The 21,362-nt window shown below is 61.7% G+C and carries 22 protein-coding genes; 12 read left to right on the top strand and 10 right to left on the bottom strand.

Features of this window, described 5'->3' with window-relative positions; genetic code table 11:
• Nucleotides 1-55: 55 nt before the first annotated feature.
• Nucleotides 56-1,582: a SulP family inorganic anion transporter gene (locus ACOYXG_RS27535; RefSeq protein ID WP_460355124.1), complete on the top strand. Its 1,527-nt coding sequence runs from the start codon at nucleotides 56-58 to the stop codon at nucleotides 1,580-1,582.
• A gap of 137 nt (nucleotides 1,583-1,719) precedes the next feature.
• Here the strand turns inward: ACOYXG_RS27535 and ACOYXG_RS27530 are convergent, their stop codons facing one another.
• Nucleotides 1,720-2,352 carry a hypothetical protein gene (locus ACOYXG_RS27530; RefSeq protein WP_007962790.1) on the bottom strand — a complete coding sequence of 211 codons (633 nt, stop codon included), beginning with the start codon at nucleotides 2,350-2,352 and terminating at the stop codon, nucleotides 1,720-1,722.
• Between the two features lie 370 nt (nucleotides 2,353-2,722).
• On the opposite strand from ACOYXG_RS27530, the gene coxB reads away from it, so the two are divergent.
• From coxB to ACOYXG_RS27510, 4 genes are all read left to right on the top strand, one after another.
• Entirely contained in the window at nucleotides 2,723-3,850 is a 1,128-nt protein-coding gene (gene coxB, locus ACOYXG_RS27525; protein ID WP_027610220.1) for a cytochrome c oxidase subunit II, read from the top strand.
• Between the two features lie 82 nt (nucleotides 3,851-3,932).
• Entirely contained in the window at nucleotides 3,933-5,519 is a 1,587-nt protein-coding gene (ctaD, locus tag ACOYXG_RS27520) for a cytochrome c oxidase subunit I (protein WP_027610221.1), read from the top strand.
• 129 nt (nucleotides 5,520-5,648) lie between these two features.
• Nucleotides 5,649-6,200, top strand: coding sequence for a cytochrome c oxidase assembly protein (locus tag ACOYXG_RS27515; RefSeq protein WP_041073722.1), 552 nt, complete (start codon nucleotides 5,649-5,651; stop codon nucleotides 6,198-6,200).
• A 25-nt stretch (nucleotides 6,201-6,225) separates the two neighbouring features.
• Nucleotides 6,226-7,113, top strand: a complete 888-nt coding sequence (locus ACOYXG_RS27510) for a cytochrome c oxidase subunit 3 (protein ID WP_027610223.1) — start codon at nucleotides 6,226-6,228, stop codon at nucleotides 7,111-7,113.
• 7 nt (nucleotides 7,114-7,120) lie between these two features.
• On the opposite strand, the gene ACOYXG_RS27505 is transcribed toward ACOYXG_RS27510, so the two are convergent.
• A complete protein-coding gene (locus tag ACOYXG_RS27505; protein ID WP_003220344.1) occupies nucleotides 7,121-7,324 on the bottom strand; it encodes a twin transmembrane helix small protein in 204 nt (67 codons plus the stop codon).
• A gap of 70 nt (nucleotides 7,325-7,394) precedes the next feature.
• On the opposite strand from ACOYXG_RS27505, the gene ACOYXG_RS27500 reads away from it, so the two are divergent.
• From ACOYXG_RS27500 to ACOYXG_RS27480, 5 genes are read left to right on the top strand one after another with little or no spacing between them, the layout of a single operon-like run.
• Entirely contained in the window at nucleotides 7,395-8,135 is a 741-nt protein-coding gene (locus ACOYXG_RS27500; protein ID WP_460355116.1) for an SURF1 family protein, read from the top strand.
• Nucleotides 8,101-8,694 (top strand): hypothetical protein, encoded by a 594-nt coding sequence (locus ACOYXG_RS27495; RefSeq protein WP_460355114.1) that lies wholly within the window; start codon nucleotides 8,101-8,103, stop codon nucleotides 8,692-8,694. The genes ACOYXG_RS27500 and ACOYXG_RS27495 overlap by 35 nt, the downstream gene beginning before the upstream one ends.
• 10 nt (nucleotides 8,695-8,704) lie before the next feature.
• A complete protein-coding gene (locus ACOYXG_RS27490) occupies nucleotides 8,705-9,784 on the top strand; it encodes a COX15/CtaA family protein (RefSeq protein ID WP_135294667.1) in 1,080 nt (359 codons plus the stop codon).
• Nucleotides 9,772-10,671: a heme o synthase gene (cyoE, locus tag ACOYXG_RS27485; protein ID WP_003220336.1), complete on the top strand. Its 900-nt coding sequence runs from the start codon at nucleotides 9,772-9,774 to the stop codon at nucleotides 10,669-10,671. The genes ACOYXG_RS27490 and cyoE overlap by 13 nt, the downstream gene beginning before the upstream one ends.
• A complete protein-coding gene (locus ACOYXG_RS27480; protein ID WP_007962772.1) occupies nucleotides 10,668-11,303 on the top strand; it encodes an SCO family protein in 636 nt (211 codons plus the stop codon). The genes cyoE and ACOYXG_RS27480 overlap by 4 nt, the downstream gene beginning before the upstream one ends.
• A 173-nt stretch (nucleotides 11,304-11,476) precedes the next feature.
• Here ACOYXG_RS27480 and ACOYXG_RS27475 read toward each other — a convergent pair whose 3' ends face one another.
• The 3 genes from ACOYXG_RS27475 to ACOYXG_RS27465 form a co-directional block, all read right to left on the bottom strand.
• Nucleotides 11,477-12,247 carry a MetQ/NlpA family ABC transporter substrate-binding protein gene (locus tag ACOYXG_RS27475; RefSeq protein ID WP_460355109.1) on the bottom strand — a complete coding sequence of 257 codons (771 nt, stop codon included), beginning with the start codon at nucleotides 12,245-12,247 and terminating at the stop codon, nucleotides 11,477-11,479.
• Between the two features lie 77 nt (nucleotides 12,248-12,324).
• Nucleotides 12,325-12,999, bottom strand: a complete 675-nt coding sequence (locus ACOYXG_RS27470; protein WP_027610229.1) for a methionine ABC transporter permease — start codon at nucleotides 12,997-12,999, stop codon at nucleotides 12,325-12,327.
• Nucleotides 12,999-14,006, bottom strand: coding sequence for a methionine ABC transporter ATP-binding protein (locus ACOYXG_RS27465; protein ID WP_027610230.1), 1,008 nt, complete (start codon nucleotides 14,004-14,006; stop codon nucleotides 12,999-13,001). The genes ACOYXG_RS27470 and ACOYXG_RS27465 overlap by 1 nt, the downstream gene beginning before the upstream one ends.
• 260 nt (nucleotides 14,007-14,266) lie before the next feature.
• Between ACOYXG_RS27465 and katE the strand changes: the two genes are divergently transcribed.
• The gene (gene katE, locus ACOYXG_RS27460) at nucleotides 14,267-16,408 is read left to right on the top strand and encodes a catalase HPII (protein WP_460355104.1); all 2,142 of its coding nucleotides are present in this window, start codon (nucleotides 14,267-14,269) and stop codon (nucleotides 16,406-16,408) included.
• Between the two features lie 93 nt (nucleotides 16,409-16,501).
• Here katE and ACOYXG_RS27455 read toward each other — a convergent pair whose 3' ends face one another.
• Genes ACOYXG_RS27455 through ACOYXG_RS27440 form a run of 4 tightly spaced genes read right to left on the bottom strand, consistent with a single transcriptional unit; the run spans nucleotide 16,502 to nucleotide 19,301 of the window.
• A complete protein-coding gene (locus ACOYXG_RS27455) occupies nucleotides 16,502-17,215 on the bottom strand; it encodes a PA5502 family lipoprotein (protein WP_103367997.1) in 714 nt (237 codons plus the stop codon).
• A gap of 37 nt (nucleotides 17,216-17,252) precedes the next feature.
• Nucleotides 17,253-18,041, bottom strand: a complete 789-nt coding sequence (gene znuB / locus ACOYXG_RS27450; RefSeq protein ID WP_008081222.1) for a zinc ABC transporter permease subunit ZnuB — start codon at nucleotides 18,039-18,041, stop codon at nucleotides 17,253-17,255.
• Nucleotides 18,034-18,819, bottom strand: a complete 786-nt coding sequence (gene znuC, locus ACOYXG_RS27445; protein ID WP_027610233.1) for a zinc ABC transporter ATP-binding protein ZnuC — start codon at nucleotides 18,817-18,819, stop codon at nucleotides 18,034-18,036. Before znuC ends, znuB begins: the two co-directional genes overlap by 8 nt.
• The gene (locus tag ACOYXG_RS27440) at nucleotides 18,819-19,301 is read right to left on the bottom strand and encodes a Fur family transcriptional regulator (RefSeq protein WP_097090199.1); all 483 of its coding nucleotides are present in this window, start codon (nucleotides 19,299-19,301) and stop codon (nucleotides 18,819-18,821) included. Before ACOYXG_RS27440 ends, znuC begins: the two co-directional genes overlap by 1 nt.
• 66 nt (nucleotides 19,302-19,367) lie before the next feature.
• Between ACOYXG_RS27440 and ACOYXG_RS27435 the strand changes: the two genes are divergently transcribed.
• A complete protein-coding gene (locus ACOYXG_RS27435) occupies nucleotides 19,368-20,288 on the top strand; it encodes a zinc ABC transporter substrate-binding protein (RefSeq protein ID WP_460355098.1) in 921 nt (306 codons plus the stop codon).
• A gap of 91 nt (nucleotides 20,289-20,379) precedes the next feature.
• On the opposite strand, the gene ACOYXG_RS27430 is transcribed toward ACOYXG_RS27435, so the two are convergent.
• On the bottom strand, nucleotides 20,380-21,333 hold the full coding sequence (locus ACOYXG_RS27430) for a homoserine kinase (protein ID WP_115988526.1): 954 nt from the start codon (nucleotides 21,331-21,333) through the stop codon (nucleotides 20,380-20,382).
• Between the last annotated feature and the right edge of the window lie 29 nt (nucleotides 21,334-21,362).

Raw genomic sequence — 21,362 nt, 5'->3', positions numbered from 1 at the left:
GCTGTTTCAGCGGTTCGGCGAAGCCATGCCTGAAGAAAACTTCGGGAGAGTCATCATGCGTGCTGCTCAATTGAAAGCGGTGTTGCCACGGGAGCTGCTGGCTTCGGTGGTGGTGTTTCTGGTCGCGCTGCCGTTGTGCATGGGCATTGCGATCGCTTCCGGGTTGCCGCCGGCCAAAGGTCTGATCACCGGGATCATCGGCGGTCTGGTGGTGGGTTGGCTGGCAGGCTCGCCGTTGCAGGTCAGCGGGCCGGCGGCCGGTCTGGCGGTGTTGGTGTTCGAGCTGGTGCGCCAGCACGGGATCGAGATGCTCGCGCCGATTCTGTTGCTTGCGGGTTTCCTGCAACTGGTGGCCGGGCGCCTGAAGCTCGGGTGCTGGTTTCGGGTCACGGCGCCAGCGGTGGTCTACGGCATGCTCGCCGGGATCGGCGTGCTGATCGTGCTCTCGCAAGTGCATGTGATGCTCGATGCCAAGCCACAACCGTCCGGGCTGGATAACCTCACGGCCTTCCCCGGCGCAGTGGCGCAAGCCTTGCCGTCGTTCGGCTGGCAGGCCGGCTTGCTCGGCCTGGCGACCATTGCGGTGATGTGGCTGTGGGAGAAATTTCGCCCGCATTCGCTGCGCTTCATTCCCGGTGCGCTGCTCGGCGTCGGTCTGGCTACGGGCGCAAGCCTGCTGTTGGCGTTGCAGGTTAAACGGGTCGAGGTGCCGGAGAATCTGGCCGAAGCCATTGACTGGCTGAAGCCGGCGGACTTGCTCAGCCTCGCTGATCCAACCCTGCTGATTGCGGCATTTGCCGTGGCGTTCATCGCCAGCGCCGAAACGCTGCTGTCCGCCGCAGCGGTGGATCGCATGCACAACGGCGTGCGCTCGGATTTCGACCGTGAGCTGTCGGCGCAAGGTGTCGGCAACATGCTCTGCGGTCTGGTCGGTGCGCTGCCGATGACCGGGGTGATCGTGCGCAGCTCGGCCAACGTCCAGGCCGGTGCAACCACCCGTTACTCGACGATCTTCCATGGTCTGTGGCTACTGGCGTTCGTGCTGTTGCTGTCGAGCGTGCTGCAAAGCATTCCGGTGGCGAGTCTGGCGGGCGTGTTGGTGTACACCGGGTTCAAACTGGTGGACCTCAAAGCGTTTCGCGGTCTGAGCCGTTACGGGCGGATGCCGATGTTCACCTATGCCGCCACGGCGCTGGCGATCATCTTCACCGACCTACTGACCGGTGTGTTGATCGGTTTCGGCCTGACGATGTTGAAACTGGCGTTCAAGGCTTCGCGATTGAAGATCAGCCTGATCGATCTGCCGCAGGACGGCGAGATGGAGTTGCGTCTGATCGGTGCGGCGACATTCCTCAAAGTGCCGGCGCTGACGCAAGTGCTGGGCAGTATTCCGCAAGGCACGACGGTGCACGTGCCGCTCAATAACCTGAGCTACATCGACCATTCGTGTCTGGAGTTACTGGAAGAGTGGGGCCGGGCGAATGCGGCCAAGGGGTCGAAGCTGCTGATCGAGTCGCGTGGGTTGAAGCGACGGTTGGAGGGGCGGGTTCGGACCAATACCGGGATCGGCGCGGCCGGCTAAAAAACCCGTTGTGCATACAAACCCTGTGGGAGCGAGCCTGCTCGCGAAAGCGATGTATCAGCCAACAGAAGATGTTGAATGATCGACCGCATTCGCGAGCAGGCTCGCTCCCACATTGGATCTATGGCGTATGAGGATTACGCGGCAGGCTGGTCCAGCTCCAGTCCCACACCCAGGCGACGGCCCATGCATGGCCAGCGCTTCCACGCGGCACCGGTATCCGGGCTGCTCAGTTTGTCGCGGTAGGCCTCTACCGATTCCAGGGCAAAACTCTCGTCGTCGAGCATCTCGTCGATAGTGTGATGCACCACTTCGTCCAGTTGATTGGCAAATTCCTCACCGAGCAATTGGTGAGCAATCAGGTTGGCGACCGTCATGTCCAAGGGGATCAGTGGCTGGCCGAGGTGTTTGATGTACAGGTCGTTGACCTCTTCGACAAAGCGGTGCGCCAGATAGGCTTCGTCCAGCAGGCTGTCCAGACCGACCGGCGGCTGGAGGAAGTACTGCTCGGCGATTTTCAGCACCGGCTTGATCTGCGACTCGATTCCCGCTTCCCTGGCAACTTCATTGGCTGCGTCCAGCATGTCTGGTACTTCATCGATATAGGCGGTGACGAAACTGGTCAACGCTTCTTCGCGGTTGGCGTCTGGCAACTGGATGGCGGAATGCAGATGAGGCAGTTTGGCTTCCAGCTGACGCTTGAGCCGTCCGGTTTCGTTTTCGGTCTGTCGGGCTTTTTGGATCTGCTCGCGCAATGCGGCGGTGTTCATGAAAACTCCAGGGAACAAGGCAATGAAATAGGGAAGACATAACTTAGCTGGCTTACGAAAAATGCTAAGACGCATTTGTCATAATTATTTCATCCTTGATGCAGCAGCGTTATATCGGTTCGCCACCACTCGTCTGCATCCTTCTCCATTCGTACCCTTGAGCGCAAGCCCCGGCTGTTTCAGATCATTTACGCGTCGACATTGCAATTCCCGATGGCTGTCTATACTCGCCATTGAATGGAGTTAGCTGATGACGCCCGACTGCCCACGCAGCAAGGCCCGGCGATTCAAGTTCGTAGTCTGATGCAGCCGCTCCCTTGCCGAAGGCGTTGCGCCTACGGGATAACAAGAACGATAAGGGGAACCCGCAATGATGCGACATCCACACGTCTGGATGGGCCTCCTGTTGTGGTCGATTTTCAGCCCGGCTCAAGCGGCCTGGACTGTGAATATGGCGCCTGGAGCGACTGAAATCAGTCACGCAGTATTCGACCTGCACATGACCATTTTCTGGATCTGTGTGGTGATCGGGATCATCGTCTTCGGCGCCATGTTCTGGTCGATGATCGTGCATCGCCGCTCGACCGGGCAGGTCGCCGCAAAATTCCACGAAAGTACCACCGTCGAGATTCTCTGGACGGTCGTGCCGCTGCTGATCCTGGTGGCGATGGCGGTTCCGGCGACCGCCACCCTGATCCGCATGTACGACACCAGTGAGCCGGATATCGATATCCAGATCACCGGCTATCAGTGGAAGTGGCACTACAAATACCTGGGTCAGGATGTCGAGTTCTTCAGCAACCTGGCCACCCCCGCCGAACAGATCCACAACAAGGAAGCCAAGGGCGAGCACTACCTGCTCGAAGTCGACAAGCCGCTGGTGCTGCCGGTCGGCGCCAAGGTGCGCTTCCTCGTGACCTCCGCCGACGTTATCCACTCCTGGTGGGTGCCGGCCTTCGCGGTCAAGCGCGATGCGATCCCCGGGTTCGTCAACGAAGCCTGGACGCGCATCGACAAGCCCGGCCTCTACCGTGGCCAGTGCGCCGAGTTGTGCGGCAAGGATCACGGCTTCATGCCGATCGTAGTCGACGTCAAAGAGAAGGCCGACTACGACAAGTGGCTTGCCGACCGCAAAGCCGAAGCCGCGCAGCTCAAGGAGCTGACCAGCAAGGAATGGACCCTCGACGAACTCAAGGAACGCGGCGACAAGATTTATCACACCACTTGCGTGGCCTGTCACCAGGCCGAAGGCCAGGGCCTGCCGCCGATGTTCCCGGCGCTCAAGGGCTCTCCGATTGCCACCGGGCCGAAAGCCGACCACCTGCACCGCGTGTACTTCGGCAAACCCGGCACCGCCATGGCAGCGTTCGGCAAGCAGTTGTCGGAAGTCGATATCGCAGCGGTGGTGACCTACGAACGTAACGCCTGGGGCAACAACAAGGGCGACATGGTCACGCCAAAAGAAGTGCTTGAGCTCAAACAGGCGGAAAGCAAATGAGCCGGTGTATCGCGTACTTCGTGAACCGGCCGGGGCAGCGCGCCCCGGCCAGCCCCGTCCACTCACGTAAAGGAGACCGGCCATGAGCGCTGTAATCGATGACCACGGTCATGCCGACCACGCCCACGGCCCCGCCAAAGGCCTGATGCGCTGGGTGCTGACCACCAACCACAAGGACATCGGCACGCTCTACCTGTGGTTCGCGTTCTGCATGTTCCTGCTCGGCGGCACGTTCGCCATGGTGATCCGTGCCGAGCTGTTCCAGCCCGGGCTGCAGATCGTCGAACCGGCGTTCTTCAACCAGATGACCACCATGCACGGCCTGGTGATGGTCTTCGGCGCGGTGATGCCGGCGTTCGTCGGCCTCGCCAACTGGATGATCCCGTTGATGATCGGCGCGCCGGACATGGCCCTGCCACGGATGAACAATTTCAGCTTCTGGCTGCTGCCGGCGGCGTTCCTGCTGCTGGTCTCGACCCTGTTCACCGCCGGTGGCGGGCCGAACTTCGGCTGGACGTTCTACGCCCCGCTGTCCACCACCTACGCACCGGAAAGCGTCACCTACTTCATCTTCGCCATCCACTTGATGGGGATCAGTTCGATCATGGGCGCGATCAACGTGGTCGCGACCATCCTCAACCTGCGCGCCCCCGGCATGACCCTGATGAAAATGCCGCTGTTCGTCTGGACCTGGCTGATCACCGCGTTCCTGCTGATCGCGGTGATGCCGGTGCTGGCCGGGTGCGTGACGATGATGCTGATGGACATCCACTTCGGCACCAGTTTCTTCAGTGCCGCCGGTGGCGGTGACCCGGTGCTGTTCCAGCACGTATTCTGGTTCTTCGGCCACCCCGAGGTGTATATCATGATCCTGCCGGCCTTCGGCGCCGTCAGCCAGATCATCCCGACCTTCTCGCGCAAGCCGCTGTTCGGCTACACCTCGATGGTCTACGCCACGGCGAGCATCGCGTTCCTGTCGTTCATCGTCTGGGCGCACCACATGTTCGTGGTCGGCATCCCGCTGGTGGGCGAGTTGTTCTTCATGTACGCAACCATGCTCATCGCAGTGCCGACCGGGGTGAAGGTGTTCAACTGGGCCAGCACCATGTGGCAAGGCTCGCTGACTTTCGAAACACCGATGCTGTTCGCCGTGGCGTTCGTGATTCTGTTCTCGATCGGCGGTTTCTCCGGGCTGATGCTGGCCATCGCCCCGGCGGACTTCCAATACCAGGACACCTACTTCGTGGTCGCGCACTTCCACTACGTGCTGGTGCCGGGGGCGATCTTCGGGATCTTCGCTTCGGCCTATTACTGGCTGCCGAAGTGGACCGGGCACATGTACGACGAAACCCTCGGCAAGCTGCACTTCTGGCTGTCGTTCGTCGGCATGAACCTGACCTTCTTCCCGATGCACTTTGTGGGGCTGGCGGGAATGCCGCGGCGGATTCCGGACTACAACCTGCAGTTCGCCGACTTCAACATGGTTTCCTCGATCGGCGCGTTCATGTTCGGCGCTACGCAGATCTTCTTCCTGTTCATCGTGATCAAGACCATTCGCGGTGGCGCGCCAGCCCCGGCGAAACCGTGGGATGGCGCCGAAGGCCTGGAGTGGAGCGTGCCGTCACCGGCGCCGTATCACACCTTTACCACGCCGCCGGAAGTGAAATGAACACTTTCTGCCTTGTGGAAACTCCTGTGGGAGCGGGCTTGCCCGCGATGGCGGCCTGCCTGAAACACCGCGTCGGCTGCATCGCTGGCAAGCCAGCTCCCACAGGGTTCTCGGCCGAGGGCAAAAATCATGGCTGACTCGATCTCGCTGAAAAAACTGGTCACCCGCCTGCTCGGCGTGGTGGTGGCAATGTTTGTCTTCGGTTTTGCCCTGGTGCCGATCTACGACGTGATGTGCAAGGCCTTCGGCATCAATGGCAAAACCGCCGGGCAGTACGAGGGCGAGCAGGTGGTGGACAGCTCGCGCCAGGTGCGCGTGCAGTTCCTGTCGACCAACAACATCGACATGCCGTGGGAGTTCTACCCCAAGCACGACGAGTTGACCGCCAACCCCGGCGCGGTCAACGAGATGATCTTCGTCGCACGCAATCCCACCGACAAACCGATGAGTGCGCAAGCCGTGCCGAGCATCGCGCCGAGCAATGCGGCGGCGTATTTCCACAAGACCGAATGCTTTTGCTTTACCCAGCAGGTGCTGCAGCCGGGTCAGCAGATCGAGATGCCGGTGCGTTTCATCGTTGACCGCGACATGCCCAAGGACGTGAAGCACCTGACGCTGTCCTACACGCTGTTCGATATCACCGCCCGACATCCTCCGGTGGCTGCAAACACTGGCGGTTAAGCGTGCCCGATAAGGAGAACAATAAATGGCAACTCATGAGCACTATTACGTCCCGGCCCAGAGCAAATGGCCAATCATCGCCACGTTCGGCATGGTTATCACCGTGTACGGCCTGGCGACTTGGTTCAACGATCTGAAGGCAGCGCGTCCGGAATCCCACGGCCCGTACATCTTTTTCGTCGGCGGGCTGTTGCTGGCGTACATGCTGTTCGGCTGGTTCGGGGCGGTGATCAAGGAAAGTCGCGCCGGGCTGTACAGCCCGCAGCTCGATCGCTCGTTCCGCTGGGGCATGAGCTGGTTCATCTTTTCCGAGGTGATGTTCTTCGTCGCCTTCTTCGGTGCGCTGTTTTACGTGCGCCACGTCTCGGGGCCCGCTCTGGGTGGTGAAGGCCCGAAAGGTATCGCCCACATGCTGTGGCCGAACTTCCAGTTCACCTGGCCGCTGCTGCACACGCCGGATCCGAAACTGTTCCCGCCGCCCAAGGAAGTCATCAGCCCGTGGGGCCTGCCGCTGATCAACACGATTCTGCTGGTCAGCTCCAGCGTGACCATCACCATCGCCCACCATGCCTTGAAGAAGGGCCATCGCGGCGCGCTGAAAATCTGGCTGGCGATCACCGTGCTGCTGGGCTGCGGATTCCTCGCCTTGCAGGCCGAGGAATACATGCACGCCTACCACGAACTGGGCCTGACCCTGGGTTCGGGCATCTACGGCGCGACGTTCTTCATGCTCACCGGTTTCCACGGTGCCCACGTGACCATCGGCACGATCATTCTGTTCGTGATGCTGATGCGCATCATGAAGGGCCATTTCGATGCCGAGCATCAGTTCGGTTTCGAGGCCGCGAGCTGGTACTGGCACTTCGTCGATGTGGTGTGGATCGGCTTGTTCGTCTTCGTTTACGTGCTCTGAGCACTGATCACCAAGGCGCGTGCGACACCAGTTGGCCGCTGTAGAAGCCCCAGGCGATCAAGCCGACGGTGGCAGCGGCCAGTGCCACCCGAACACTCAAGGCGATCACCAGGCGATTGGAGCTGCTGTCGTCCTTGACCAGGAAAAACAGGCCGCTGAACAGGCTGATCACCGTGGCAATCAGCAGCAGGACGATGGCTGCTTTGAGCATGGGAAGACTCCGGGGGACAGGCGATGCAGTTGAGTATAGCGATCGCGACGACTGACTTTGTGGCACGGCCATGAAGCGCTTCCGGCCGGGCGTGATACCGACCGTGGTGGTGGCGCTGTTGCTGCCGCTGCTGGTGTCGCTGGGTTTCTGGCAGCTCGGTCGGGGCGCGGAGAAAACCGCCCTGCTCGCCACTTACGCCGAGCGCCGCGCGGCTGATCCGATGGCCAGCAGCGAATTGCTGCACAGCGCCGACCCGGCCTTTCGCCGTGTGCATCTGTACGGCCAGTTCGATGGCGCCCACAGCCTGCTGCTGGACAACCGCCAGCGCAACGGCAAGGTCGGTATCGAGCTGCTGCAACCGTTTCAGGATCGGGCCAGCGGCCAGTGGCTGCTGGTCAATCGCGGCTGGTTGCCATGGCCGGATCGCCGGGTGACGCCGCAATTCGCAACCCCCACCGACGCGGTCAACCTGGATGCCTGGGTCTACGTCGCCCCCGGCGCGACCTTCCAGTTGCACGCCGACCCGGCCAGCAGCAGCTGGCCGCAAACGATCACCGCCGTCGAGCCGGCGAAGCTGTGGAAAACCCTCGAACGCGACGGCTTCGCCTACGAACTTCGTGCCGAACCCGGCCCCGCCAGCTATGAGGCCGACTGGCCGGTCGTCGCCATGGGCCCGCAAAAACACCTTGGATACGCCGTGCAGTGGTTCGCCATGGCCACCGCCCTGCTCGGCCTCTACCTCTACCTTGGATTGCACAACGCAAAGGAGAAACACCATGGGAACGGCCATGAATCCACCCAGCATGTCTGAGGCGAAAACCCCGGCCACCCGCCGCCGTGGGCGGATCCAGCTGTTGCTGATTGTGCTCGGCGTAGTCGGCCCGATGATTCTCGCCACCGGCATGTACAAATTGCAGTTCTGGGTGCCGGAAGGCCGCAGCTATCACGGCGAACTGCTCGGCAACGGCCAGACCCGCGCCGACCTCGGCGTGCAGGCCGACGAACAGCGCTGGCAGATGCTGGTGACCGCGCCGAAGGATTGCGCGGTGGACTGTCAGCAACTGGTGTACCTCGCCCGGCAGATCCAGATCGGCCTCGGTCGCGACGCCGGGCGCGCCAGCCACGCCCTCGCCGCCGCGCAACCGTTGAGCGCCGACTACGAAGCCAAGCTGAGCCGCGAATATCCGCAGCTGCAACGCTACCCGCTGGACAGCGCAGCGTTGAGCAAGGCCACCGGCGACAAGGCCACACCGCAACTGTGGATCATCGACCCCCACGGCAACCTGGTGCTGCGCTACGAGCCGAGCGTGAAGGGCAAGGATCTGCTCAACGACCTGCGCCACCTGCTGAAACTGTCGAACATCGGATAAGGGCATCGTCATGGCCAAACCTGGATTTCGCCTCGCGTTGTTTGCCACCCTGCTGGCACTGATCGTCGTGCTGCTCGGCGCCTACACCCGCCTGACCCACGCAGGCTTGGGCTGTCCGGACTGGCCGGGCTGTTACGGTTTTATCAGCGTGCCGAAAAGCGAAGCCCAACTGGCGCATGCCGAACTGCATTACCCCGACTCGCCGGTGGTGGCGCACAAGGGCTGGAACGAGATGATCCACCGTTATTTCGCCGGCACCCTCGGCCTGCTGATTGCGATTCTGGCCGGGCGTGCCTGGGTCAATCGTGGTCACCCGGGACAGCCGCTGAAGCTGCCGCTGTTTCTGCTGGCGGTGGTGTTCGCCCAAGCGGCGTTCGGCATGTGGACGGTGACGCTCAAGCTCTGGCCGCAAGTGGTCACCGGGCATTTGCTCGGCGGTTTTGCGACCTTGAGTCTGTTGTTTTTGCTGACCTTGAGATTGTCCGGGGTGCTGCCGGCACTGACCGTGCCCAAGCGCTTGCAGTATTGGGCAACGGCGGGGCTGTTGCTGGTGATCGGCCAGATCGCACTGGGTGGTTGGGTCAGTTCCAACTACGCGGCGGTGGCCTGCATCGACTTCCCGACCTGCCACGGTCAATGGCTGCCACCGGCGGACTTTGCCAACGGCTTTCACCTGACCCAACACATCGGCCCCAATTACCTCGGCGGTCAGCTCGACAGCGACGCGCGCACGGCGATTCACCTGACTCATCGCATCGGCGCGCTGTTGGTGACGATCGTCCTGCTCGGTCTGGCCTGGCAACTCAGGGCTGTCGGCATGACGCGTTTGGCCGGGCTAGTCGTCATTGCCCTCGGCGCACAGATCACCCTCGGCATCAGCAACGTGCTGTTCCATCTGCCGCTGCCGGTGGCCGTGGCCCACAACGCCGGTGGCGCCGCGCTACTGCTGAGCATGGTGCTGGTCAATTATCACGCGCGCACCAGTCTGGTTCGGGTCAAACAGCCGATGTTGGCGCGCTGGCGTCTGAGCCCGCGTAAACATTCGGCTGCGCCCATCACGATAAAAGGAGAAACGCCATGGCGCTTCTGATCGGCGAACGTCCCGCGCAAGCGCTGTGGCGTGACTATCTGGAGCTGACCAAGCCGAAAGTGGTGGTGCTGATGCTGATCACCTCGCTGGTCGGCATGTTCCTCGCGACCCGCGCCGGGGTGCCGTGGACGGTACTGGTGTTCGGCAATCTGGGGATTGCGTTGTGTGCCGGCGGCGCGGCGGCGGTCAATCATGTGGTGGATCGGCGTATCGACGCGGTGATGGCGCGCACGCACAAACGGCCATTGGCCGAGGGCCGGGTTTCGCCGGCAGCGGCGCTGACCTTTGCGCTGGTGCTGGCGCTGCTCGGGCAGGCGATGCTGCTGACGTTCACCAATGCGCTGACCGCGTGGCTGACCCTCGCTTCGTTACTCGGCTACGCGGTGATCTACACCGGCTTCCTCAAACGCGCGACGCCACAGAACATCGTCATCGGCGGTCTTGCCGGCGCCGCCCCTCCGCTGCTCGGCTGGACCGCCGCTACCGGCCATGTCAGCGCCGAACCGTTGCTGCTGGTGCTGATCATCTTCGCCTGGACCCCGCCGCACTTCTGGGCGCTGGCGATCCATCGCAAGGAGGAATACGCCAAGGCCGACATCCCGATGCTGCCGGTAACCCACGGCGAGCACTACACCAAGGTGCATATTCTGCTGTACACCTTCGCGCTGCTCGCGGTGAGCCTGCTGCCGTACGTGATCCACATGAGCGGCGTGCTCTACCTCATCTGCGCCCTCGCGCTGGGCGCAAGGTTTCTGCAATGGGCCGTGGTGCTGTACCGTGGCACTCGGCCGCACGCGGCGATCAACACCTTCAAGTACTCTATTTATTACTTGTTCCTGTTGTTCATCGCCCTGCTCGTAGACCACTACTTACTGTTGAACCTATGACTCGAACCCAGAAAACCGTCTTCATTCTCGTCGCCGTGATCGCGCTGATCCTGGGACTGACCGTCAACAAAGTCCTGAGTGGCAAAGGCCAGGGCGACCCCACCGCGCTGATCGACGCCGGCATCATCCTGCTGCCGCAGAGCCGCACCCTGCCGGGCGTGACCATGACCAATCAGGACGGCCAACCGGTCGCAATCGACGAGTTGAAAGGCAAGTGGAGCCTGCTGTTCTTCGGCTACACCTTCTGCCCGGACATCTGCCCGACCACCCTCGCCCAACTGCGCCAGATCAAGAGCGAATTGCCCAAAGACGCGGTGGATAAGTTGCAGATCGTGCTGGTCAGCGTCGACCCGAACCGCGATAATCCGCAGCAGTTGAAGCAGTACCTGGGCTACTTCGATCCACAGTTCGTGGGCCTGACGCCGAAGTCGATCGAAGAACTGCAGAAGGTCGCGAATGCGGTGAGTATTCCGTTCATTCCGGCCGATACCAGCAAACCGAATTACACGGTGGATCACAGTGGCAACCTGGCGGTGATCGGCCCGGACGGGACGCAGCGTGGGTTCATCCGGGCGCCGCTGAACAACGCCAAACTGGTTGCGCAGCTCCCGGTAATGCTTAACCGCAAGTAGCAACAACACTGAACCATTGTGGGAGCGGGCTTGCTCGCGAATGCAATGGGTCAGATAAAGAAATGTTGGCTGACACAACGCATTCGCGAGCAAGCCCGCTCCCACAGGGACGGTGTTCCGGGCACAAAAAAGGGGGCGCTCATGGCGCCCCCTTTTCGTTGCAGCAATCTAAATCAGAACGCCGGCAATACCGCGCCTTTGTACTTCTCGGTAATGAATTTCTTCACTTCCGGGCTGTGCAGCGCAGCCGCCAGTTTCTGCATCGCGTCGCTGTCCTTGTTGTCCGCACGGGACACCAGGATGTTCACGTACGGCGAGTCGTTGCCTTCGATCACCAGCGCATCCTTGGACGGATCAAGCTTGGCTTCCAGCGCGTAGTTGGTGTTGATCAGCGCCAGATCGACTTGGGTCAGCACGCGCGGGATGGTCGCGGCTTCCAGTTCACGGATTTTCAGGTCTTTCGGGTTCTGCGAGATGTCCTTCGGGGTCGACAGAATGTTGGTCGGATCCTTCAGGGTGATCAGGCCAGCCTTGGCCAGCAGCAACAGCGCACGGCCGCCGTTGGTGGCGTCGTTCGGGATCACCACGTTGGCGCCGCTTGGCAGGTCCTTCAGATCCTTGATCTTGTTCGAGTAGGCGCCCAGTGGTTCCAGATGCACGCCGGTCACCGCCACCAGGCTGGTGCCCTTGGCCTTGTTGAACTCATCGAGGTATGGCTGGTGCTGGAAGAAGTTGGCGTCCAGGCGCTTTTCAGCCACCTGCACGTTCGGCTGAATGTAGTCGGTGAACACCTTGACCTTCAGATCCACGCCTTCTTTGGCCAGGGCCGGCTTCACGAACTCGAGGATTTCCGCGTGCGGCACCGGGGTGGCGGCGACAGTCAGGGTTTCGGCGTGGGCCGAAAAAGCGGCTATGGCAGCGAAAGCAGCGATCAGTTTTTTCATTCAGCTAACTCCTTATGAGGCGCCCGTCTGGCGCCTGCCAGCGAATGGCCGGCTCATTTCTTGATTACAAAAACCGGTTATTTGCGCGAGAAATGCACGACCAGTCGGTCGCCCACCATTTGCAGCACTTGTACCAGAATCAGCAGCAACACCACGGTGACGATCATCACGTCAGTCTGGAAACGCTGATAGCCGAAACGGATCGCCAGGTCACCCAGACCACCGGCACCGACCACACCGGCCATCGCCGTGTAGGACACCAGTGTAATCGCGGTCACCGTAATCGCCGCGAAGATGCCCGGACGGGCTTCCGGCAGCAAGGCGTTCATGATGATCTGCCGGGTGGTCGCGCCCATCGACTGGGTGGCTTCAATGATGCCGCGATCGACTTCACGCAGGGCGGTTTCCACCAGACGCGCAAAGAACGGGGTCGCACCTACCACCAACGGCGGAATCGCACCGGCCACGCCCAGCGAAGTGCCGGTGATCAGCACGGTGAACGGGATCATCACGATCAACAGAATGATGAACGGCAACGAACGCAGGATGTTCACCGCCAACGACATGAAGGCATAGAGGCCACGGTTTTCCAGCAACTGACGCGGGCTGCAGAGAAACAGCAGCACGCCCAGCGGCAGACCGAGCAATACGGTGAACAGCAGCGAACCACCGAGCATCAGCATGGTGTCGCCAGTGGCCAGCCAGATTTCCAGCCAATCGATGTTCTCGAAGAAAGCCTTGAGCATTTCCATTAACGCAGCACCTCCATATGAACGTCAGCGGCGGTGAAGCGGGCGAACGCCGCTTCCATGTCGCCACCGGTGACGGCGAGGGTCAATTGCCCGTAAGGAATGTCTTTGATGCGGTCGATGCGACCGGCGAGGATGCTGTAGTCGACCCCGGTTTCCCGGGCAACGGTACCGAGCAACGGCGCGTAGGTCGCTTCGCCCTGGAAGGTCAGACGCACGATGCGGCCCGGCACGTGAGCGAAGTCATCGCGCTGTTCGCTTTCGTCGATCTGCTCGCTTTCCTGGACGAAACGCTTGGTGGTCGGGTGCTGCGGATGCAGGAACACATCGGCTACCGAGCCCTGCTCGACGATCACCCCGGCGTCCATCACTGCCACCTGATCGCAGACGCGACGGATCACGTCCATCTCGTGGGTGATCAGGACGATGGTCAGCTTCAGTTCACGATTGATCTCGGCCAGCAGTTGCAGAACCGACGCGGTGGTCTGCGGGTCGAGGGCGCTGGTGGCCTCGTCGCACAGCAGAATTTTCGGCTTGGTCGCCAGGGCGCGGGCGATGCCGACGCGCTGTTTCTGGCCGCCGGACAATTGTGCCGGGTACTTTTTGGCGTGATCGGACAGACCGACCCGGGCCAGCAACTCGGCGACGCGTTGATTGATTTCACTGCTCGACAGTTCGCCGGCCAGGGTCAGCGGCAGCGCAACGTTGTCGGCCACGGTCTTGGAGGCGAGCAGGTTGAAGTGCTGGAAGATCATCCCGACCTGCTGGCGGAAACGGCGCAGGCCGTTGGCGTCCAGCGCGGTGACTTCTTCGCCGTCGACGATGATCTTGCCGCCGCTGGAATCTTCCAGGCGATTGATCAGACGCAGCAGGGTACTTTTTCCCGCACCGGAATGGCCGATCAGGCCGAAGACCTGACCGTTTTCAATCGAAAGACTGGTCGGGTGCAGGGCGGGGATGTCCTTACCGGCGACGCGGTAAGTTTTGTGGACGTTTTGAAACTCGATCACGTAGCGAACCTTGTGGGGCGCGTTAGAAAAGGATCAGCGGTTAGCCGGGCGCGCATTTTAGCCTGTCCGTATAGAGGTTCTTAGCATTTATTTCGCAATTAACCTTCGATTTGGCAATAACAAGATCAAAGGTCATAAAAAAGGAACGCCCGTTCCTGCTCATTGGTCACTAGTTAAGCGACTTGAAACCCTGGGTAACCGTGCCCGGAAACGCTCAAGAGTCCCCGTTGAAACGGGGTCAACCGAGGAGTTTACGTCTGATGAGCAGCAAGAAACCTACGACCGACAAAAGCCAGCTGGCCGGAACCGATACCAAGGATCGCGCCAACACCAACGCCAAACTCGACAGCCTGGAGAAATTTCGCTCCGACGCTACCGGCCAGGCCCTGCGCACCAACCAAGGGGTGAAGGTCGCCGATAACCAGAACACCCTCAAGGCCGGCCCGCGCGGGCCGTCGTTGCTGGAAGACTTCATCATGCGTGAGAAAATCACGCACTTTGACCACGAACGCATTCCGGAGCGCATTGTTCACGCGCGCGGCACTGGCGCGCATGGTTTCTTTCAGGCCTACGAGAACCATTCGACACTGACCAAGGCCGGCTTCCTACAGGATCCGGGGAAAAAGACTCCGGTGTTCGTACGTTTTTCCACCGTGCAGGGGCCGCGCGGTTCCGGTGACACCGTGCGCGACGTGCGCGGTTTCGCGGTGAAGTTCTTCACCGACGAAGGCAACTTCGATCTGGTCGGCAACAACATGCCAGTGTTCTTCATTCAGGACGCGATCAAGTTCCCCGACTTCGTCCATGCGGTGAAACCCGAGCCGCACAACGAAATCCCCACTGGCGGCTCGGCCCACGACACCTTCTGGGACTTCGTCTCGCTGGTACCGGAATCGGCGCACATGGTGATCTGGGCGATGTCCGACCGGGCAATCCCGAAAAGCCTGCGCAGCATGCAGGGCTTTGGCGTGCACACCTTCCGCCTGGTCAACGCCGAGGGCAAATCGCGCTTCGTCAAATTCCACTGGCGCCCTACCGCCGGCACCTGTTCGCTGGTGTGGGACGAAGCGCAGAAGCTCGCCGGTAAAGACACCGACTACCACCGTCGCGATCTCTGGGAAGCCATCGAGATGGGCGACTACCCGGAATGGGAGCTGGGTGTGCAGATCATCGAGGAGGAAAACGAACATGACTTCGATTTCGACATCCTCGACCCGACCAAGCTGATCCCCGAAGAAATCGTGCCGATCACCCCGCTGGGCAAGATGACCCTCAACCGCAACCCGGACAACTTCTTTGCCGAGACCGAGCAGGTCGCATTCTGCCCCGGCCACATCGTGCCCGGCATCGATTTCTCCAATGACCCGCTGCTGCAAGGCCGGCTGTTTTCCTACACCGACACGCAAATCAGCCGACTCGGTGGGCCGAACTTTCATGAGCTGCCGATCAACCGCCCGGTGGCGCCATTCCACAACGGCCAGCGCGACGCGCAGCACCGCACAGTGATCGACAAGGGTCGCGCGTCCTACGAGCCGAACTCGATTGATGGCGGCTGGCCGAAAGAGACTCCGCCAGCCGCGCAGGACGGCGGCTTCGAGAGCTACCCGGAACGCATCGATGCGAACAAGATCCGCCAGCGCAGCGAGTCGTTCAGCGATCACTTCTCGCAGGCGCGGCTGTTCTTCAACAGCATGAGTGAGCACGAGAAGGAGCACATCATCGCCGCCTACAGCTTCGAGCTGGGCAAGGTCGAACGCGAGTTCATCCGTGCACGGCAGGTGAACGAGATTCTCGCCAACATTGACCTGGAACTGGCCAAACGTGTCGCGGCCAACCTCGGGCTGCCGGCGCCGAACAAAAGCACGGTCGAGGTGCGCAAGACTTCGTTCGATCATTCGCCAGCACTGAGTCAAGCGAATCTACTGCCAGAGGACATCAAAACCCGCAAAGTGGCGATTCTTGCCGCTAACGGCGTCGATGGCGCAGCGATTGATGCGATGAAAAAGGCCTTGGAAGCAGAAGGTGCGCACGCCAAGCTGCTCGGCCCGACTTCGGCACCGGTGAAGACTGCCGACGGCAAAGCCCTGCCGGTGGACGCATCCATGGAAGGTATGCCTTCAGTGATCTTCGATGCGGTATTCGTGCCAGGTGGTGCGGCGTCGATCAAGGCGTTGAGTGGCGACGGCGTGGCGCTGCATTACCTGCTGGAAGCCTACAAACACCTCAAGGCGATTGCGCTGCACGGCGAGGCCAAGCAGTTGCAGGATCTGCTGAAGCTGGAAGCGGATGCAGGACTGCTGCAGGGCAAGGATGTGCCGGGGTTGACCAAGCCGTTCTTCGCGGCGATCGGGCAGCATCGGGTCTGGGCGCGGGAGCCTAAGGCCAAGGCCATTCCAGCTTAAGTTCTTGGCTGGCTGAGAGGACGCTTTCGCGAGCAAGCCCGCTCCCACAGGGTTCACGCTGTACCTGTGGGAGCGAGCCTGCTCGCGAAGCTTTTAGGGTTTGGCTGGAATCAGAACCATCTGCGCCGGCACCGTGCGCAGGATCTGTTTTTCAATCTTCAGCTCAAAATCCGGATTGAGTTTCTTCACGCGCTTGCTCAGCAACGTCGCCAGCCATGGGTAATCCTGGGTGCGCGGCGCCTGAATGCTCACGGCGCACTCATAATTCACCACATCGGCGGCGATCGCGTCGAGTTGCCGGCGAAGCTTGCGGCTATCGTTGATGTTCAGCGCCACCGTGGTGCTTTCGGCAGTCGGATCGATGACCTTGGCTTTCGGCTTGGCTTCGGCCGCCAGCAGCGCCGCTTCGGCTTTCTCCAGCTCGGCTTTGCGCGCTTCGGTGATGGCACCATTGACGCCACCGGTCAGCGCCGGGGCTTTCGGCATCAGGGCACGGGCACGGCTCAGCGCAGTGGCTGCGGCGTTCACATCACCCTTTTGCAATACGATCTGGCTGCGGCGCAGGTAGGCCTCAGCCAACTGGCGCTGGTATTGCTCCAGGGACTGATCGTTGGGGGTTTGTGCCTGCAAGGCGGCCAGTTGGTCTTCGGCGGTGGCCAGTTCGCTGCTGGCCAGGCTTTGCTCCAGCTGTGCGATGGCCGTGGCCCGCGCGTCGGGGGCTTCGGCCACCGGCGGCGTGCTTTGGCAGGCGCCCAGCAGCACGGAAAATGCGACAAGGAGCAGATAACGGGAGGCGAACGGCTTCATTCCTGCGACTCTCTAATTGCGCAAAAAGCGAGCAAGTCTACACCCCTCGACGGGGCAGAACAAAACTCAGCAGAAACAGTGCGGCCGCCGTCACAACGATCGACGGCCCCGCCGGGGTGTCTTTGAACCATGACAACGCCAGCCCGCCACATACGGCGAGCATGCCCAGCAGGCTCGCGCCCACGGCCATCTGCTCCGGCGAGCGGGCGTGACGCTGTGCCGCAGCCGCCGGAATGATCAGCAGCGAAGTAATCAGCAACACACCGACGATTTTCATCGCCACCGCGATCACCACCGCAATCAACAGCATCAGCGCCATGCGCAGGCCCGCCACCGGCAGGCCTTCGACCTTGGCCAATTCCTCATGCACGGTGATCGCCAGCAGCGGCCGCCACAGCGTCACCAGCAGCACCAGCACCGCCGCGCTGCCGCCGAGGATCCACGCCAGATCGGTCGGGCTGATCGCCAGCAGGTCGCCGAACAGATAGGCCATCAGGTCGATCCGCACTTCATGCATGAAGCTTAGTACCACCAGCCCGAGAGAGAGCGTGCTCGGTGCGAGAATTCCCAAAAGCGTGTCGGAGGCCAGCGGCTGACGCTGTTGCAAGGTCACCAGCAGCACCGCCAGCAGCAGGCAGCCGACGGTCACCGCGACCGTTGGGCTGACATCCAGCAGAAAGCCCAGGGCGACGCCAAGCAGCGCAGCGTGTGACAGGGTGTCGCCGAAATAGGCCATGCGCCGCCAGACCACGAACGAACCCAATGGCCCGGCCACCAGCGCCAGCGCCAGACCTGCAAGCAGGGCATACAACAGAAAATCAGCCATGCTTGCAGTGGTCTCCGTGAACGTGGGTGTGGCCCGCACCGGGCGCCTTGACCACCGAACCGTGCAGGTCGTGGGCGTGGTCGTGATGGTGGTGATAGATCGCCAGGCTCGGCGCATTCTTGCCGAACAGCTCGACGAACGCCGGATCGCCGCTGACCTGCTCGGGATGCCCGGAGCAGCAGACGTGGCGATTCAGGCACACCACCTGATCGGTGGTGCTCATCACCAGATGCAAATCGTGGGACACCATCAGCACGCCGCAACCGTGACGGTCGCGCAGGCGGGTAATCAGGCTGTATAGCTCGGCCTGCCCGGCGACGTCGACGCCCTGCACCGGCTCATCCAGCACCAGCAGCTCAGGCTCGCGCAAAAGCGCCCGAGCCAGCAGCACGCGCTGCATTTCACCGCCGGAAACACTTTGCACCGGGCTGTCGATGACGTGTTCGGCGCCGACTTCTTTCAGCGCCGCCAACGCGCGCGGGCGGTCTACACCGGGCACCAGACGCAGGAAGCGCAGCACCGACAACGGTAAGGTCGGATCGACGTGCAGCTTTTGCGGCATGTAGCCGACGCGCAGTTTTGGCTTGCGCCAGACGCTGCCGCTGTCAGGCTTCAGCAGGCCAAGCACGGCGCGCACCAGGGTGGTCTTGCCGGCGCCGTTGGGGCCGATCAGGGTGACGATCTGCCCCGGTTCGACGCTCAGCTCGATGTTGTCCAACACGGTCTGCCCGGCAAAAGTGACGGCGACCTGCTCAAGACGGATCAACGGGTTGCTCATCAAGCCCCCTGGCAACCGGAGCACAGGCCGACCACTTCGACGGTCTGCGCTTCGACGATGAACCCGACATCCCTGGCGCTGTGGATGATCGCGTCGCTGATGGCTTTCTGTTCCAGCTCGATCGCGGCGTGGCACTCGCGGCAGATCAGGAACTGGCCCTGATGCGCATGCTCGGGATGCACACAACCGACGAAGGCGTTGAGCGAGGAGATGCGGTGCACCAAGCCGTTTTCCAGAAGGAAATCCAGCGCGCGGTACACGGTCGGCGGCGCGGCGCGGCGGCCGTCCTGCTCGCTCAGTACCGCCAGAATGTCGTAGGCGCCCAGTGGCTTGTGGCTCTGCCACACCAGTTCCAGCACCCGCCGGCGCAACGCAGTCAGGCGCAGGCCTTTCTGGGCGCACAAGGTATCGGCCTCGGTCAGTGCGCTGTGCACGCAATGAGAGTGGTCGTGGGGACGGCTGGCAATCGGTGTAATAGGCATGGGCGGCGACGCGTTTTGATAGAGACGTTATTATGTTACCCGTTCTCGCCTCCTTGAGTGGTCATCGTGTCCCGACTTTTTTCTGTTTTTGTGGCGTTTATCGCCAGTTTTCTGCTGATCGGTTCGGCTCAGGCCGAGGTCAGGGTTCTCACCAGCATCAAACCGCTGCAGTTGATTGCCGCCGCGGTGCAGGACGGCGTGGCCATCCCGGAAGTGCTGCTGCCGCCGGGCGCGTCGCCGCACAACTACGCGTTGCGCCCGTCCGACGTGCGCAAGGTGCAATCGGTGGACCTGCTGTACTGGATCGGCCCGGACATGGAAGGTTTCCTGCCGCGCGTGCTCAACGGTCGTACGCTGCCGAGCGTCGCCGTGCAGGACCTGCCGGGCATGAAGTTGCGCCGCTTTGCCGAAGACAGCCACTCCCACGCCGAAGATGCCGACGAGCATGATCACGATCATCGCCCGGGCACGCTGGACGCGCATTTGTGGCTATCGCCGGTCAATGCTCGGGTGATTGCCGACAGGATGGCGGCTGATTTGAGCGCTGCGGATCCGGCGAATGCCGAGCGTTATCAGAGCAATGCCAAGGCCTTCGATGAGCGCCTCGATGCGCTGGATGCACGTTTGAAGCAGCGTCTGGCCGGCATTGAGGGCAAGCCCTACTTCGTCTTCCACGAGGCGTTTGATTACTTTGAAGAGGCTTACGGCCTGAAGCACACCGGCGTGTTCAGTGTGGCGGCGGAAGTGCAGCCCGGCGCGCAGCATGTGGCGGCAATGCGCAAACGCCTTCAGGAAGTCGGCAAGACCTGTGTGTTCAGCGAACCACCGTTGCGTCCACGCCTGGCGGAGACGCTGGTAGCGGGTCTGCCGGTGAAACTGGCGGAGCTGGATGCGTTGGGCGGCTATACACCGGCGACAGCTCAGGGGTATGAGCAGGTGCTGGAGAAGCTGGGCAACGATTTGGCCAGGTGCCTGGAATCTCTGTAATCCCCGGCAAAGGTGTTGCCCCCATTCGCGAGCAGGCTCGCTCCCACAGGATCGCCGAGACCCTGTGGGAGCGAGCCTGCTCGCGAAGCTTTCAAAGGGCGAAAGGTAGCGGTGTATGTACCTGCTGCCGCTGCGCCAAGCGCTGCTCGAACTCCCGCGGATCGTGAATCAGCACGTCCTGCCCGGCAAACTGCTCGGCGGCGATCAACCGCGACAGCCAGAACCGCACACAGGCCACACGCAGCAGGGTCGGCCATAGCTCCGCTTCAGCGGCAGTGAACGGACGCAGCGCCGCATAGGCGCCGAGGAATGCGCGGGCACGCGGCCCATCAATCAAGCCATCCTCATCCGAACACCAGTCGTTCAAAGCAATCGCCACGTCATAGAGCATCGGTCCCGAGCAGGCGTTGTAGAAGTCAATCAACCCGGTCAGGTGCGTGCCTTCGAACATCGCGTTATCGCGGAACAGATCCGCATGAATGTTCGCCCGTGGCAGCGCGAGAATTCTGTCTTTCTGCGCAGTGATCTCCTCCAGTGCCTTGTGCAGCAGCGCACGCGGCTCGTCCGCCAGATGCGAAAGAAACTCCGTGCCCTCCTCCAGCATCCAGTCCAGGCCACGATCGGTCTTGCGCTTGATCATGCGCTCGCCCTGGGTCGCCAGGTGCAGATGCGCCTGCAACTCGCCAACCTGCGCGCAATGCTGGGCGTTGGCAACCTTGATGTGCTTGCCGGACAGGCGCGGCTGGAGCAATGCCGGTTTACCCTTCAGTTCACGCAGGGCCACGCCGTCAGTGGTACGCAGCGCGTAGGGCACCGGCAGATCAGCCTCGTGCAGCACGTCGAGCAGGTCGATGAAGAACGGCATTTCCTGCACCGGGCCGCGCTCGACCAGGGTCAGGACGAACTCGCCCTGTTCCAGGCTGATAAAGAAATTGGTGTTTTCGCTGCCGGCGGCGATCCCCTGGAAATCAAGCAGACGGCCGAGCCCGTAAGGGGCGAGAAAGGTTTCCAGCTCGGGCCGAGCCAGGGGGGTGAACACAGACATGGTTAAAAACTGCTCAGTTCGGGCGCCGC

It is taken from the genome of Pseudomonas sp. G3-39 (assembly GCF_054790485.1).
This window is presented reverse-complemented; position numbering and strand designations above follow the sequence as displayed.

Bases quoted from the DNA above. Each gene is read 5' to 3' on its own strand.
- ACOYXG_RS27455 (WP_103367997.1), bottom strand. From the start codon at position 17,215: ATGAAGCCGTTCGCCTCCCGTTATCTGCTCCTTGTCGCATTTTCCGTG.
- ACOYXG_RS27500 (WP_460355116.1), top strand. From the start codon at position 7,395: ATGAAGCGCTTCCGGCCGGGCGTGATACCGACCGTGGTGGTGGCGCTG.
- znuC (WP_027610233.1), bottom strand. From the start codon at position 18,819: ATGAGCAACCCGTTGATCCGTCTTGAGCAGGTCGCCGTCACTTTTGCC.
- ACOYXG_RS27480 (WP_007962772.1), top strand. From the start codon at position 10,668: ATGACTCGAACCCAGAAAACCGTCTTCATTCTCGTCGCCGTGATCGCG.
- cyoE (WP_003220336.1), top strand. From the start codon at position 9,772: ATGGCGCTTCTGATCGGCGAACGTCCCGCGCAAGCGCTGTGGCGTGAC.
- ACOYXG_RS27495 (WP_460355114.1), top strand. From the start codon at position 8,101: ATGGGAACGGCCATGAATCCACCCAGCATGTCTGAGGCGAAAACCCCG.
- ACOYXG_RS27470 (WP_027610229.1), bottom strand. From the start codon at position 12,999: ATGGAAATGCTCAAGGCTTTCTTCGAGAACATCGATTGGCTGGAAATC.
- ACOYXG_RS27475 (WP_460355109.1), bottom strand. From the start codon at position 12,247: ATGAAAAAACTGATCGCTGCTTTCGCTGCCATAGCCGCTTTTTCGGCC.
- ACOYXG_RS27490 (WP_135294667.1), top strand. From the start codon at position 8,705: ATGGCCAAACCTGGATTTCGCCTCGCGTTGTTTGCCACCCTGCTGGCA.
- ACOYXG_RS27510 (WP_027610223.1), top strand. From the start codon at position 6,226: ATGGCAACTCATGAGCACTATTACGTCCCGGCCCAGAGCAAATGGCCA.
- katE (WP_460355104.1), top strand. From the start codon at position 14,267: ATGAGCAGCAAGAAACCTACGACCGACAAAAGCCAGCTGGCCGGAACC.
- ACOYXG_RS27515 (WP_041073722.1), top strand. From the start codon at position 5,649: ATGGCTGACTCGATCTCGCTGAAAAAACTGGTCACCCGCCTGCTCGGC.
- znuB (WP_008081222.1), bottom strand. From the start codon at position 18,041: ATGGCTGATTTTCTGTTGTATGCCCTGCTTGCAGGTCTGGCGCTGGCG.
- ACOYXG_RS27440 (WP_097090199.1), bottom strand. From the start codon at position 19,301: ATGCCTATTACACCGATTGCCAGCCGTCCCCACGACCACTCTCATTGC.
- ACOYXG_RS27430 (WP_115988526.1), bottom strand. From the start codon at position 21,333: ATGTCTGTGTTCACCCCCCTGGCTCGGCCCGAGCTGGAAACCTTTCTC.
- ACOYXG_RS27530 (WP_007962790.1), bottom strand. From the start codon at position 2,352: ATGAACACCGCCGCATTGCGCGAGCAGATCCAAAAAGCCCGACAGACC.
- ACOYXG_RS27505 (WP_003220344.1), bottom strand. From the start codon at position 7,324: ATGCTCAAAGCAGCCATCGTCCTGCTGCTGATTGCCACGGTGATCAGC.
- coxB (WP_027610220.1), top strand. From the start codon at position 2,723: ATGATGCGACATCCACACGTCTGGATGGGCCTCCTGTTGTGGTCGATT.
- ACOYXG_RS27535 (WP_460355124.1), top strand. From the start codon at position 56: ATGCGTGCTGCTCAATTGAAAGCGGTGTTGCCACGGGAGCTGCTGGCT.
- ctaD (WP_027610221.1), top strand. From the start codon at position 3,933: ATGAGCGCTGTAATCGATGACCACGGTCATGCCGACCACGCCCACGGC.